This is a genomic window from Marinagarivorans sp. (genome assembly GCF_982758155.1).
The window spans coordinates 1-13,499 of record NZ_CEXWTU010000079.1 but is presented as its reverse complement, the minus strand read 5'-3'; the positions used below and the strand labels follow the sequence as shown (position 1 = coordinate 13,499).

Below are 13,499 nucleotides of genomic sequence, written 5' to 3'. Positions count from 1 at the left end.
AAAAAAAATAGGGTTTGATGTGCTCTGCATGAAGAGAATAATTCTTGCGTTACGACCTTCGCCGAACGAGCTTCGTTCTTGCCTTACTTGAGCTGAATTACCCTGCGGTCTATGCCTATTCGTACTGGGCCGCTGTATCAAGACGAGGTGAAGCAAATAGAGGGATGCGTCAGTGCGCCTGTGTTGTAGGGGGCGACGAGGCTGAAGGGCCCGAAGAATACCCGCTCGCATCCATTCCGTGCTGTGTTATGCCATCGTAGCCGTCTAAAGGCAGGCTAGTGTGAGAAGCTTCCGGTAGGTAACTATCACCCATAGTGGCAAAAATGAGTGTTAGTTCGTGCTCTACACTTTTCCCTATTTGTTTGCTCAGTTGCGCTATGCCCATGTGCCCTCCCGCAAAGAAAACGTTGTTACCCTGTAGTATAGTCATACGCAGTGGTGTCATAAGCATCGATTCTTCTGGGTACAGGGTTTGATATAACCAATGCATATTTCTTCCTTATTAAAGCCTTGGCGCTGGCTTCGCCGAAATCGCACTGCAGGTGTTACTGATGATGAGCGCTTGGCGCGCCATCGGCGTATTTTTAAAGGCGCTAACGATTATGGTTATTTTGACTGGGACCTAAGCCGTGACTGCATTGCTTGGAGCGGTGGCTATTGGGCATTTTTAGGTTATAGCGATAAAGATGTTGAGCAAATTGCTGAAACCCGTCGTTACTTTGAATATATACACCCCGATGACCTTGATGGTTTGATGCTGATCATTCGCAAAACCCTACGGGAGGGTGGGCCGGCACAGGTTACTTACCGTACGCGCAAAAAAAATGGCGGTTGGTTGTGGACGGAGATGCATGCGGATACCACCAGTGACGAAACCGGTTGGGTGTATTACATCAGTGGTATCGCCCTTGATGTAACGAATCGCAAGCAGGCCGAGCAAGCGTTATTGCTGAGTGAGGCACGGCATGCGCGTATTATTAAGTCATCAAACGATGGTTTTTGGGAGTGGAGCTCCGAGCAAAGTGGGTTCACTTTTTCGAATCGTTGTTGGGAGCTGCTGGGTTATACCGATAAGGACGATGTTGTAACGCAGAGTGTCGATCGCTTACAAGCTTGGCGCAAGCGTATGCACCCCGAAGACGGCAAAATGTTTGATGCCGCCATTGATCGCCATATCAAGACCAAAGAAGCATTCGATGTTGAGTACCGTATTCGGCATCGCGATGGCAGTTGGTGCTGGATTCGTGGGCGAGGGCATATGGCCTTTGATGAAAATGGCGTGCCGATGCGAATGTCGGGTACGAATATGAGTATTACCAAGCTCAAAGAGGCCGAGGAGCATGTTCTGGCGGCAAAAGAGCAGGCAGAGTCGGCTAACCGTGCAAAATCCGATTTCCTTTCAAGCATGAGCCACGAACTACGCACCCCGTTAAACGCTATTTTGGGATTCTCCCATATTCTCGAAAGCGATCTTAAGTTGTCGAGTGAGCAGCGCAATAACGTGGTTGAAATTGCGAAAGCTGGGCGCTACTTACTGACGCTCATAGGTGATGTTTTAGATTTGGCTAAAATTGAAGCTGGCCGAATGGATATGTGCATGGAGCCTGTAGACCCTAGCCGGTTACTGGCCGAATGCCTCAGTTATGTGCAGCCTCGTGCGGATGAATCTTCCATCCAATTGAAGCTCGCCATGCAAGCCGTTACTGATCAGCGTGTGAGTGCTGACCGGCTCCGGCTAAAGCAGGTATTTTTAAATATATTGAGTAATGCCGTTAAGTACAACAAGCCTTTTGGTAAGGTGGAGGTTGAATGTCTCTTTACCGATCAAAGCTCCATGCGGGTAGAAATTAAAGACACGGGCCGAGGGATTCCAAAAGATAAATTGAGTGAGGTCTTCCAGCCCTTTTGTCGCTTGGGTGCAGAGCAAACAGACATTGAAGGAAGTGGCGTAGGCCTAGTTATTACGCGCCAGCTCGTCAGGCAAATGGGGGGGGATATTGGCTTTTATAATCGCGATGAAGGCGGTTGTTGTTTTTGGCTGGAGCTTCCGCTTATGAGCGAGCTGCCATCCATTACAGAGCCTGTGCCGGTCTCCTCTCCAGAGTCTTTCCAGTTGCTGGAATGTGGCGACAAGCGAGTGCTTTATGTTGAAGATAATGAAGCTAATCAGCGGCTTATCCAAAAATTATTCGAACGTTACCGCGGCATCGATATAGAAATTGCTAGCGATGCATTTAAGGGGGTTTTTGCGGCGCGTGTGAGCCAGCCAGACTTAATCATTATGGATATTAATTTGCCCGGTATGAATGGTTATGAGGCTATCGAAATTTTAAGGGCGGATTCTCTGACCCGCGATATCCCGATTATTGCCTTATCGGCGAATGCTATGAGCCATGATCGCACGAAAGGTTTGGCGGCGGGTTTTGATGAGTACCTGACTAAACCGCTGGATGTGGGGCAGTTGATGTCAGCTCTGAATCGTTTATGGGAATGTTCTTCCGCTAGCCATAATAGGGTGAGCCAAAATGCTGTGGCACCGCGTACTTCGGGTCAAAGCACGGAAATTGCAGAGGAGGCGCTGTGAAATACCCCGCCAATCCGGCATATAAAGCCACACTAATCAGCACGGAGTCCTTTTGCGTTGCTGATTAATCAGGAAGTACAGTTGGCTGCGCAAGAGCTGGGCGATCTTCTGCAGCAGCGGGGTGCAGTAGTGACAACCGCTGAATCGTGTACTGGCGGTGCAATAGCGGCGGCGATTACGGCTGTTGCTGGTAGCTCTGGCTGGTTAGAGGTCGGCTTGGTTACTTACAGTAATCGCTTTAAGCAACAGCTATTGTCGGTTTCTGAGCACTCGATTGCGCAGCATGGCGTTGTTAGCGAGCCCGTTGTCGCGCAAATGCTGGCGGGTGTCTGTGCCTTTGCGGCGGCGGATTACGGTATTGCTGTGTCGGGTATTGCAGGGCCTGGCGGTGCAACAGTAAATAAACCGGTGGGCACCGTGTGTTTTGCATGGGGCACGCCTAGCAGCCAAGTTCAAACAACGCAGTGTTTTCAAGGAGATAGAGATGCCGTGAGGGAGCAGGCAGTATTGTTTGCGCTTACAGGCTTATCGGAATTCTTGAAAAGTACTGGTTAAATATACATTTCATGGTTGCCTAACCAGTATTTCTGTCTTATCCTTCAAACATTCCAGCGAAGACGATAGAATACACCGTCTTATCGCAATCTCATTTTTCACATTGATTATTGTTGCTTTACTCTACGCAATAACCGTACTTACCCACAGGGGATACTAATGGACGCAAATAAAGAAAAAGCCTTAGCTGTAGCACTTACGCAAATTGATCGCCAGTTTGGTAAAGGCACCGTGATGCGCATGGGTGACAAAGAGCGTGTTGCCATTCCGAGTATCTCGACGGGCTCATTGGGGTTAGATGTTGCTTTAGGCATTGGCGGTTTACCTAAAGGCCGTATTGTTGAAATTTATGGTCCAGAATCTTCAGGTAAAACCACGCTAACTTTACAGGTTATTGCTGAGGCGCAGAAAAAAGGCGGTATTTGTGCGTTTATCGATGCTGAGCATGCCCTCGATCCTATCTATGCCGAGAAACTGGGCGTAAATGTGGATGATCTTATCGTTTCTCAGCCGGATACCGGTGAGCAAGCTTTAGAAGTTGCCGATATGCTAGTGCGTTCTGGTGCGGTTGACGTTTTGGTTGTGGATTCCGTTGCTGCACTTACCCCTAAGGCCGAAATTGAAGGCGATATGGGCGATCACCACGTTGGTTTGCAGGCCCGTTTAATGTCGCAAGCACTGCGTAAAATTACGGGTAATATTAAAAACGCTAATTGCTTGGCGATTTTTATTAACCAAATTCGTATGAAAATTGGCGTTATGTTCGGTAACCCCGAAACCACAACAGGTGGTAATGCACTGAAGTTTTATGCTTCTGTACGTTTAGATATTCGCCGAATCGGTGCGGTTAAAGAGGGCGATGAAGTGGTAGGCTCGGAAACCCGCGTAAAAGTCGTGAAAAACAAAGTGGCGCCACCGTTTAAGCAGGCCGAATTCCAAATTCTATACGGGCATGGTATTAACCGTTTAGGTGAAGTGATCGATTACGGTGTAAAGCTGGGTTTAGTCGACAAGGCCGGCGCTTGGTATAGTTGCGAAGGCGAAAAAATTGGCCAAGGTAAGCAAAACTCTATTCAATATTTACGAGAGCATCCAGAGCTTGCCGAGCGGTTAGAAACAGAGATCAAAAAAGAGCTGCTTGGCGATCCAGAAGACGCTAAAGAAGCTGCAGCTTCAGATGCAAAAGAAGATGCGTAACCTAAACGGTTAACTAAGGGGCGAAGGAGCAATATTTAATCCACTAATGCTTGATGTCGACATCCTTATCTTCGTTGCTCAAAGCGTTACATGCCTCGGTAACTGCTCCTGCGTTACACTACTGACCTATGTCCTATAGGCCCTGGCATGCGCCCCTTTAAGCGCCTTGATAAGAAAGCCGACCTCTTCGCCTAATTGGATAAACGATTATTCCCTCGCCCCTAAAAAGCGTTGCAACGAGGGTTGCAGCGCTTTTTTATTGCCTGCAGGAAAGTGATATGACGAATGATCAAGTTACCTATAACCCTGATAAACACCGCGACCTTTATAGTAAATCGATAGAATTATTAGCCCGGCGCGACCATAGCCAACTAGAGTTGCGTGAAAAGTTAAAGCGTAAATTTGAATGTGATGATAGCGATATAGCGCCGGTGCTCGAGCGTTTGGTCGCGCAAGGTTATCAGTGTAATCAACGTTTTGCGCTGGCCTTTATTCGGGATAGGTTATATCGAGGCTTGGGTGAGCGGCGCATTATTCAAGAGCTTAAGTTAAAGGGTATTAGCGCCGCTACGGCAGAAGAGATACTTGCCGAAGAAGCGCAAGGCGATTTTACTGCGGCAATACTTATTGAAAGGGCTTGGCGCAAAAAATTCAAAGCCATACCGCAAGATCAAAAAGAAAGAGCTAAGCAATACCGTTTTTTACAATATCGTGGCTTTGGCGGTGATGATATAAGCCGCTTGTTTGAACGGCTGAAGTGTATGCCCGAGGATGAGTGGTGATTCAGGGCGCGAAGGGCTTTGTGTGGCTGGGCGGCCTAGAAAATACCGGTTAGGGGCGTGCATGGAATGAATTGCTGGGATTTGGGTTTGTGGGTGCTTGCTTGACGAGGCGAAAATATGGCGTAATAGCCGGCTATTGCAAATATTTTTAACGAAGGCAAGCGTGCCCCCAGGAATTCAAAAACGGGAAGTTATTTCATGCACTCCCCTTAGCACTCCCCTTAGCACTCTTCCTACAAATAAAATATGACGCCAAATCTTAAAGTGACTAATCGGCCATAATCAAATTCGCCATAGGTCGTCGAAGCATTTAATGAAAATCTTTTTTTCAGCGGAATTTCCATATTCATTTTTGCTAAATACCCCTCGCCTCTATAGGTCTCATCCAGTTCTGGGCCAGAGTTCCGATGGGCACCTTCTTTGCTTTGAAAGGTCCATCGACTGTAACCAACCATAGGGGTTAGTCTAAACCAGCGGCTGAAATGTATTGCGTAGCCTGCCATTACACTGGCATCTCGTACGTGCACTCTATCGCCAGCACCGAAAATGCTCGGTCCGTAATGAAGGTTTAGGGCTCCTGAAATCAGCACGTTTGAAGCGAATTTGTAGCCTGCATTTCCGCCAAACGCTACGCTAGTTTCAGTTCCCGAAAAATCTTCAGATGGGCGATATTGATATTCAACATCGATATGAGTAACGCCAAGTTCTGGGTGAAGGAAAAAGTTACCTGCACTTGCTCGCTCTGAAAAAAGGCTCACGGTTAGCATGCAAAAAGTAAATGCTAATATATTTGATGGGAAAAACATTGAAAATCCTTACCTAAGTTAATATCCAAAATAATGAAATCGTATAGTTTTCTAAGCGCTGATCTGTGCTTTAGGGGCTTTCTCTTAAATTTAGGTACCGTTAAGTTTTTATGCGTGATTGGCTGGTTAGTGAGCGGCTGGCTGTTTGAGATTTAAAGTAATGCGCTAAAGTTGTAAGTGAGGTAAAAAATTTAGATTTTTTGGGATGTATTTGCCCTCGTATTGGTCTGCCTTTATTGCCTCGCCTAGGCCCGTCCAGGGGCAACTCTAGCTTGAGCATCGATTACAATAACAATCTAGCCAGTAGCGGGGTAGATTATGCCATATGTCCTTAAGCTGTTCTTTGAATGCTTCAGCTACCTGTGTGACAAGTTGAGCGTCCTCGTCATGGCAGGCTCTTGTCTGCCGGAGAAAGGGGCGAGGCAATAATAGTTTATCCAATTAGACTAGAGTGCCTGCAGGGGGCAGGTTGTTAGAATAACGCATGGAGGAGTTACCGAGGTATGTAACGCTTTGAGTAGCTAAGGCAAGGGTGTAGAGATCAAGCATTGGTGGATGAAATATTGTTTCCTCGTCCCTAATGCTTCCCTATCGGGCCCTTCGCCAAATGGAGTGAACTCTTTTCGTCTCGCTCCCAATGGGGGGCATGGATCTGCCCTAATAGAAAAACACCCTAAATCCGTACGATTGCGGAATGCGATGTATAATGGCGCGCCTTTTGAGGGCTCCTCAGGGGAATACTGCGTAAGCGACTGTAAATTTGGGTGTAAATAAGGGTTTAATCTGTATGAGTGATAGCAATTTTGTCAATGAAATCAATAAGCGACGCACGTTTGCTATCATCTCTCACCCAGATGCCGGTAAAACCACGATTACAGAAAAGCTGCTCTTATGGGGGCAGGCGATTCAGATTGCAGGGTCTGTAAAAGGTAAGAAAGGCCCGCATGCTAAGTCTGATTGGATGAGCATGGAGCAAGAACGCGGTATTTCTGTTACTTCTTCTGTTATGCAGTTCCCCTACAAAGGTCGTGTGGTTAACCTACTGGACACCCCTGGCCACGAAGATTTCTCGGAAGATACCTACCGTACTTTGACCGCCGTGGATTCGGTTTTAATGGTGATTGATGGCGCTAAAGGCGTGGAAGATCGCACCATTAAGCTGATGGAAGTTTGCCGCTTGCGCGATACGCCGATTTTGTCCTTCATTAACAAAATGGACCGCGATATTCGCGACCCGATCGAAGTACTCGATGAAATTGAAAGTGTCTTGAAAATATCCTGCGCCCCCATTAACTGGCCTTTAGGCATGGGTAAAGAGTTTAAAGGCGTTTATAACCTAGTGACCGATACGATCAGTGTCTTTAAGCAAGGGCAAGGTCACATGATCCCCGACGATATTCAAATTAAAGGGCTGGATAGCGACGAAGCGGCCGCGCTAATGGGACCTTATATTGATGATGCCCGCGAAGAAATCGAATTGGTGCGCGGTGCAACACCCGAGTTTGATGTAGAGGCCTATTTACGCGGCGAGCAAAGCCCGGTATTTTTTGGGACAGCATTGGGTAATTTTGGTGTACGTGAAATGCTAGACGGTTTTGTGGAGTGCGCTCCTAAACCTTTAGCTCGCCCTGCGGCACCACGTGAAGTGGCGCCAGAGGAAGAAAAATTCAGCGGTTTCGTATTTAAAATTCAAGCCAATATGGACCCTAAGCACCGTGACCGTATCGCGTTTATGCGTGTGTGTTCGGGCAGCTATCATCAAGGCATGAAAATGCGCCATGTGCGTTTGGGCAAAGATATTCGTATTAGTGATGCTGTTACCTTTTTAGCCGGTGATCGCAGTGCTGTTGAAGTTGCTCAAGCCGGCGATATTATTGGCCTGCATAATCACGGTACTATTCAAATTGGCGATACTTTTACTGAAGGGGAAACGTTAAAGTTTACGGGCATTCCACACTTCGCACCCGAGCTATTCCGCCGTATACGCTTGAAGGATCCACTTAAAACTAAGGCTTTGCAAAAAGGTTTACAGCAGCTATCGGAAGAGGGTAGTACGCAGGTGTTCTTTCCAAAAAATAATAACGATATTGTTGTGGGTGCGGTGGGGGTACTGCAGTTTGAAGTGGTGGCTTATCGTTTGAAAGACGAATACAAAGTTGAGGCTATTTACGAGCCTGTGAATGTCGCGACGGCACGTTGGGTGGATTGTGAGGACCCTAAAAAGTTTGATGAATTCAAGCGAAAGTGTGCCGATAACCTCAGTATTGATGGCGGCGGACATTTAACCTATTTAGCGCCGACACGCGTTAATTTGTCGTTATCTCAAGAGCGCTACCCAGAAGTACGTTTCAGAGCAACAAGAGAGCACTAAATTGTGAGTATACGATTACCGCCGCAAGCCCCGCGCAAAGGAAATGCCGTAACACGTTGGATTGGGCAGCGTTTGCTGGCCCTTCTGGGGTGGCGTGCGGAAGGGGAATTACCGAATGCTCCTAAGTTGATTATTGCTGCTGCACCACATACTTCAAATTGGGATTTCATTTTAGCCATGTTAGTGGTGCTAAGTTTGGGGCTTAAAGCGTCATACTTAATGAAAAAAGAAGCGTTCTTTTGGCCTTTTTCGGGCCTGTTTAAATGGCTGGGTGGCGTGCCGGTAGCGCGTCGGCATTCGGGCGGTGTAGTGGGCTCGTTAACCCGGTGGTTTAATTCGCAAGAACAAGCGTGGCTCTTAATTACCCCAGAAGGTACGCGCACTAAAGTCGAAAAATACAAAACGGGCTTTTTGCGGGTAGCCGATTCTGCGAATGTCCCTGTGATGTTAGTGGCCTGGGATTACCCGACTAAACGCGTGGTGCTGGAAAAAGTGTGGACCCTGACGGGTGATCACGAGCAAGACTGCGCAGCGATTCGGCAGTATTTAACCAATCGTTATCAGGCTCGTCAGCCTGAGTGGCAGTGAACTTTCTAAATATTACACATAAGCTAAATCTTACATATAACTAACGGTACAAGGATTGAATGAATGTCTACATCGCCCGTGGTACGTTTTTTATTTGGTGCAGCGTGTTTTGTGATTGTGGTCGCGGGTATGCGCACGGCTGAATCATTGCTTGTTCCTTTTTTATTGTCGCTCTTTATATCTGTTTTATGCTCGCCCCCGTTGGTGTGGCTAAAAGAGCGTGGTGTTCCCAACGGCATTGCTATTTTTATGATTATTGGCGTTGTCGTTATCGCCAGTTTAGGCGTCGGCACGGTGGTGGGTTCGGCCATCGGTAACTTTCGACAAGACCTACCTGAATACCAATTGCGTTTAACGGAGCTAACGGCAGGCTTGTTTCTTAAGCTGCAAAGCTTAGGCTTGAATATTGAAATGTCACAATTGAAAGACAGCTTTAATCCCTCGGCGGTTTTAGGTTTTGCGGGTAGTGCTTTAGCGAACCTGGGTAACATGATGACCAATGCCTTCTTAATCCTATTAACCGTTGTATTTATTCTTGCCGAAGAAGTGGGCTTTACCGATAAAATTAAATTAGCCAGCGCAAATTATCAGAAAACGCTTGAGGCGCTTAATCGATTTAAAATTGTAGTGAATCGCTACATGGCGATTAAGTCGGGCTTGAGTTTGGCCACCGGCATTCTCATCATGTTGTGGTTGTGGTTTTTGGGTGTTGATTATTTTGTGTTGTGGGGGCTTCTGGCTTTCCTATTGAATTTTATTCCTACGTTGGGTTCCATTTTGGCGGCGGTGCCTGCGGTATTGTTGGCGCTCGTGCAATTGGGTGTTGGCGATGCTGTTTTGACGGCAATGGGTTTTGTTTTTGTAAACGTGGTAATGGGTAATGTTTTAGAGCCGCGCATTATGGGTAAGGGCTTGGATTTATCGGCATTGGTTGTATTTTTGTCGTTAGTTTTTTGGGGTTGGGTGTTGGGCACTATTGGCATGCTGCTTTCTATCCCGCTGACTATGACCGTTAAAATTGCACTTGAAAGTTTCGATGAAACACGCTGGGTGGGTATTATGCTGGGTTCCGGCACGGTGGCCTCTAAGGCGGTACGCGGTGAGTTTGCTTTACCTAGTGCCGGTTCTAATACGGCAAAGTAATTACAGGCTTTACTCTTAGCTGACTAAGACCTGTTACAATTTATTTCTTATTCTATTGGTCTACTTGAGGTAATTATGTCTAGCGGTATTATCAAGCGCTTAACGTCATCCGACACCACCTTTGATGTGCAGCTTAATGCACTTTTGGCGTGGGAAGAAGGCACTCATGAACAGGTTGAAGCTGTTGTGAAGGGCGTTCTTGCTGATGTGCGTAAACGCGGTGATGAAGCTGTTTTGGCGTATACCCATAAGTTTGATCGGTTAGCGGTTAGCGGTATGAGCCAGTTGGTTTATGGACACGACCGTTTACAGCAAGCATTGGCCAATATTAGCGAAGAAGATCGCACGGCTTTGCAGTCGGCAGCAGACCGCATTGCGAGTTATCACAAGCATCAGTTGCAAGAAAGCTGGCGTTACACTGATGATCTTGGTAATCAGCTAGGGCAAAAAATTACGCCGATGGATCGCGTGGGTGTTTATGCCCCTGGCGGTAAAGCGGCTTATCCATCTTCTGTTTTGATGGCCGCGGTAACGGCCAAGGTGGCTGGTGTTCAAGATGTTGTATTGGTAACACCAACACCGGACGGAGTCGTTAACGAATTAGTGCTGGCCGCTGCCGCGATTGCGGGGGTAGATAGCCTGTATACCGTTGGCGGTGCGCAAGCGGTAGCTGCGTTAGCTTACGGGACTCAAACAATTCCAAAAGTCGATAAAATTGTAGGGCCAGGCAATGTGTATGTTGCTGAAGCTAAGCGCGCGGTATTTGGTACTGTTGATATTGATATGATTGCAGGCCCCAGTGAAATTTTAATTATCTCTGACGGTACCGCCGACCCGGATTGGCTAGCGATGGATTTGTTTAGCCAGGCCGAGCATGATGAAGATGCGCAAGCAATTTTAATCTCGCCCGATCAAGCGCATTTAGATGCGGTGCAAGCGAGCTTAGAAAAGCTTTTGCCAACTTTGGCGCGCAACGAAATTGCCGCTATTTCACTGCGCAAGCGCGGTGCTTTAATTGCTGTCACTAGTTTAGACGAAGCGGTTGCTGTTAGTAATCGCATTGCGCCGGAGCACTTAGAATTGGCCGTTGCTGATCCAGAAGCATTGGTTGATGATATTCGACATGCCGGCGCTATTTTTATGGGCGTGAGCACATCTGAAGCTCTAGGTGATTATTGCGCGGGCCCTAACCACGTATTGCCGACATCGGGCACAGCACGTTTCTCTTCACCTCTCGGTGTTTATGATTTTCAAAAGCGAAGCTCTATAATTTATTGCTCACAAAGTGGTGCCAGTAAATTAGGTAAAGTGGCTAGCCACCTTGCGCGGGCGGAATCACTCGAGGCGCATGCTCGTTCGGCTGAATACCGCATTACTGATTAGCTGCCAGTTTTTTAACGGATGAATAACTCAGAGGTGGTGGGTGTCGGCGCATCAAAGGTTCGGTTGGCAATCTATATTGCGAATCGACCTTTGAATGATCAATACCCATCGTTGCAATCCCTGCAGCCATTAATGGCTGGTGAGTTGCAAAATATTGTGGCGAATAATAGTAACCATTGGCGCAAAGCCTTTAATGTGTTTGCTAAAATTTTGTGGGAAGTAGACTGGGCAGAGCTTACTGGCAATGCGGCCAGTTGCTGGCAAGACTATCGCGATCACCATTTGTTACAGGCACACTCCTCTGAATCATTGCTGTTTAGTCCGCCTGAGATAACCGCTTCCCATATTAAAATAGTCACGGGTAAAACCTATGCCGCCGAATTGGCCCTGCCTTCTTTAGATTGGCTGGACGCACATTTAGCGATTAATGCGGCGCATAAGCTCATTGTTTGCCCTTATCTGGATTATCGGCAACTATCCAATGAACGAATTGCAAGGCTCGCTGCGTTAATTAAAGTTCACTTCTAAGCGCTAGCGAAACGTAACCCCCCTGGAATTTGTGGCGCATTAATGGCGGCTATTACTTAACTAAGGCATCAACGCTATTAATTTCCGTCAGCCTTTGTCGGGAAGCTTTGTTTGATAAGCTGCGGTAAGTAAGCGCCTAAAAAGACACTGCGTAAAATAACAAAAATAACAAATGTAAACCATAAAGCGCTCATGCTTATACCCGGCAATAACCAATACCATAAGCCAAAAATTAGGGTTGTTGATAAGATAGAGGCGTTTCTGAGAGCGGCGCTTGCGTTGGCGCCAATAAAAATACCATCTAGCTGAAATGCACCACAGGAAACGGCAATGTAGACGGCGACAAAAGGCAAATAGGTTTGAGCGATGATCTGTATGTGCTGCAAATCGGTTAGCGCTAGAAGCAAGTACTTACCTAATGTTATGAATGTTAGCGCTAGACCGACGGCTGTAATCAACGCTAAAAAACTGGTTTTTCGTATTGTATTGATGAATCCCTTTTTATTGTGTTGGCCAATAGCTTTGCCGACATAGGCTTCGGTGACGTTAGCGAAGCCATCTAAAAAGAAGGCGGAAAACGATATTATTTGTAGCAGAATATGATTGGCCGCCAATTGCGATGACCCATAATAGCCACTGTAGTGGGTAAAACCTACAAAGCCCGCTAATAGGAATAGGGTGCGCAGCCATATGTCCCGGTTGCTTTTAAGTAGCGAGAATAGGGCGCTACCTTTCCAGAGTCGGTTTAGGATTTCTGCATAGCGACCTTTGGGTAACTGGGTTTTAAATAGCCAGATTAAACTGATTGTCATCGTCATATATTCTGCGATTAACGTTCCAATGGCGATGCCCTCTACCCCCATATCGAATAGGCTTACCATTAATATATCTAAAACAGCATTGGCGCCATTTAAAAATAACTGCAGCGCTAATAGTATTCGGTTGCGGGCTAAGCCAATTAAATAGCCAATAATAATAAAGTTTATTAAGCTGGCAGGCGCAGCCCAAAGGCGAATGTTTATATAGTTAAAGGCTGCTGTATAGGTGTCGCTAGGTGGGTTGAGTATAGTGAGCGCAGCTTTTGTAATAATCGTTTTACCTAGCAATAACAATACGGCAAAAAATAATGCAATGGCGAGAGCTCGAATAAGGGTTTGTACTTTGGCGATGTCGTCGTTGCGGCCGTCGGCTTGTGCAATAAAGCCTGTGGTGCTCATACGTAAAAAACCAAAGTTCCAAAAAATCACGTTGAGTGCAAGGCTGCCGAGGGCTAAAGCGGCGAGGTCTGTCGTGTTGCCCCAGTGGCCAATAACCGCTGTATCGATAAGCCCCAATAACGGAAGGGCTATATTGGCAAGCATTATGGGCCATGCTTTATTGATGATCGTGCGGTAGGTTAATGGCGCTGTCTGTGAGGGTGCTACGTTAGGCACGGGGCGTTAATCTCTAGTTTGGGTAAGTGCAGAGAATAACAAAATGTAAGAGGCTGCGTTAATTAGAGTAGGAGCCCAGCCCTTTCAAGGTGAAATAAAAACCATCGTGGATTAATTTTCAGCAAAAAG

The 13,499-nt window shown here is 46.9% G+C and carries 12 protein-coding genes; 9 read left to right on the top strand and 3 right to left on the bottom strand.

All coding sequences use genetic code 11. The annotated features are described in order from the left end of the window. Window positions 1-169: 169 nt before the first annotated feature. Window positions 170-490 (bottom strand): hypothetical protein, encoded by a 321-nt coding sequence (locus AC3A8L_RS10530; protein ID WP_487962210.1) that lies wholly within the window; start codon window positions 488-490, stop codon window positions 170-172. Between AC3A8L_RS10530 and AC3A8L_RS10525 the strand changes: the two genes are divergently transcribed. From AC3A8L_RS10525 to AC3A8L_RS10510, 4 genes are all read left to right on the top strand, one after another. Further along, window positions 485-2,584 (top strand): PAS domain-containing protein, encoded by a 2,100-nt coding sequence (locus AC3A8L_RS10525; protein ID WP_487962209.1) that lies wholly within the window; start codon window positions 485-487, stop codon window positions 2,582-2,584. The two genes, AC3A8L_RS10530 and AC3A8L_RS10525, sit on opposite strands and share 6 nt — an antisense overlap. A 57-nt stretch (window positions 2,585-2,641) precedes the next feature. Next, window positions 2,642-3,139 carry a nicotinamide-nucleotide amidohydrolase family protein gene (locus AC3A8L_RS10520; RefSeq protein ID WP_487962208.1) on the top strand — a complete coding sequence of 166 codons (498 nt, stop codon included), beginning with the start codon at window positions 2,642-2,644 and terminating at the stop codon, window positions 3,137-3,139. A gap of 159 nt (window positions 3,140-3,298) precedes the next feature. Further along, window positions 3,299-4,336 carry a recombinase RecA gene (recA, locus tag AC3A8L_RS10515; protein WP_487962207.1) on the top strand — a complete coding sequence of 346 codons (1,038 nt, stop codon included), beginning with the start codon at window positions 3,299-3,301 and terminating at the stop codon, window positions 4,334-4,336. A 278-nt stretch (window positions 4,337-4,614) separates the two neighbouring features. Next, complete coding sequence (locus AC3A8L_RS10510) at window positions 4,615-5,118, top strand: regulatory protein RecX (RefSeq protein WP_487962206.1); 504 nt, start codon at window positions 4,615-4,617, stop codon at window positions 5,116-5,118. Between the two features lie 233 nt (window positions 5,119-5,351). On the opposite strand, the gene AC3A8L_RS10505 is transcribed toward AC3A8L_RS10510, so the two are convergent. Beyond that, window positions 5,352-5,924, bottom strand: coding sequence for an outer membrane beta-barrel protein (locus AC3A8L_RS10505; protein WP_487962205.1), 573 nt, complete (start codon window positions 5,922-5,924; stop codon window positions 5,352-5,354). Window positions 5,925-6,711: 787 nt separating this feature from the next. On the opposite strand from AC3A8L_RS10505, the gene AC3A8L_RS10500 reads away from it, so the two are divergent. The 5 genes from AC3A8L_RS10500 to AC3A8L_RS10480 all read left to right on the top strand — a co-directional run bounded on the left by AC3A8L_RS10500 (window position 6,712) and on the right by AC3A8L_RS10480 (window position 11,937). After that, entirely contained in the window at window positions 6,712-8,295 is a 1,584-nt protein-coding gene (locus AC3A8L_RS10500; RefSeq protein WP_487962204.1) for a peptide chain release factor 3, read from the top strand. A gap of 3 nt (window positions 8,296-8,298) precedes the next feature. Continuing rightward, window positions 8,299-8,883 carry a 1-acyl-sn-glycerol-3-phosphate acyltransferase gene (locus tag AC3A8L_RS10495; protein WP_487962203.1) on the top strand — a complete coding sequence of 195 codons (585 nt, stop codon included), beginning with the start codon at window positions 8,299-8,301 and terminating at the stop codon, window positions 8,881-8,883. Window positions 8,884-8,946: 63 nt separating this feature from the next. Then, window positions 8,947-10,026 carry an AI-2E family transporter gene (locus AC3A8L_RS10490; RefSeq protein ID WP_487962202.1) on the top strand — a complete coding sequence of 360 codons (1,080 nt, stop codon included), beginning with the start codon at window positions 8,947-8,949 and terminating at the stop codon, window positions 10,024-10,026. Between the two features lie 75 nt (window positions 10,027-10,101). Then, the gene (gene hisD, locus AC3A8L_RS10485; RefSeq protein ID WP_487962201.1) at window positions 10,102-11,409 is read left to right on the top strand and encodes a histidinol dehydrogenase; all 1,308 of its coding nucleotides are present in this window, start codon (window positions 10,102-10,104) and stop codon (window positions 11,407-11,409) included. Window positions 11,410-11,427: 18 nt separating this feature from the next. Continuing rightward, the gene (locus AC3A8L_RS10480) at window positions 11,428-11,937 is read left to right on the top strand and encodes a DUF6942 family protein (protein WP_487962200.1); all 510 of its coding nucleotides are present in this window, start codon (window positions 11,428-11,430) and stop codon (window positions 11,935-11,937) included. A 77-nt stretch (window positions 11,938-12,014) separates the two neighbouring features. On the opposite strand, the gene AC3A8L_RS10475 is transcribed toward AC3A8L_RS10480, so the two are convergent. Continuing rightward, window positions 12,015-13,370 (bottom strand): MATE family efflux transporter, encoded by a 1,356-nt coding sequence (locus tag AC3A8L_RS10475; protein ID WP_487962199.1) that lies wholly within the window; start codon window positions 13,368-13,370, stop codon window positions 12,015-12,017. Window positions 13,371-13,499 lie beyond the last annotated feature (129 nt).

Bases quoted from the DNA above. Each gene is read 5' to 3' on its own strand.
- AC3A8L_RS10490 (WP_487962202.1), top strand. From the start codon at position 8,947: ATGTCTACATCGCCCGTGGTACGTTTTTTATTTGGTGCAGCGTGTTTT.
- AC3A8L_RS10500 (WP_487962204.1), top strand. From the start codon at position 6,712: ATGAGTGATAGCAATTTTGTCAATGAAATCAATAAGCGACGCACGTTT.
- AC3A8L_RS10510 (WP_487962206.1), top strand. From the start codon at position 4,615: ATGACGAATGATCAAGTTACCTATAACCCTGATAAACACCGCGACCTT.
- AC3A8L_RS10525 (WP_487962209.1), top strand. From the start codon at position 485: ATGCATATTTCTTCCTTATTAAAGCCTTGGCGCTGGCTTCGCCGAAAT.
- AC3A8L_RS10480 (WP_487962200.1), top strand. From the start codon at position 11,428: ATGAATAACTCAGAGGTGGTGGGTGTCGGCGCATCAAAGGTTCGGTTG.
- recA (WP_487962207.1), top strand. From the start codon at position 3,299: ATGGACGCAAATAAAGAAAAAGCCTTAGCTGTAGCACTTACGCAAATT.
- hisD (WP_487962201.1), top strand. From the start codon at position 10,102: ATGTCTAGCGGTATTATCAAGCGCTTAACGTCATCCGACACCACCTTT.
- AC3A8L_RS10530 (WP_487962210.1), bottom strand. From the start codon at position 490: ATGCATTGGTTATATCAAACCCTGTACCCAGAAGAATCGATGCTTATG.
- AC3A8L_RS10505 (WP_487962205.1), bottom strand. From the start codon at position 5,924: ATGTTTTTCCCATCAAATATATTAGCATTTACTTTTTGCATGCTAACC.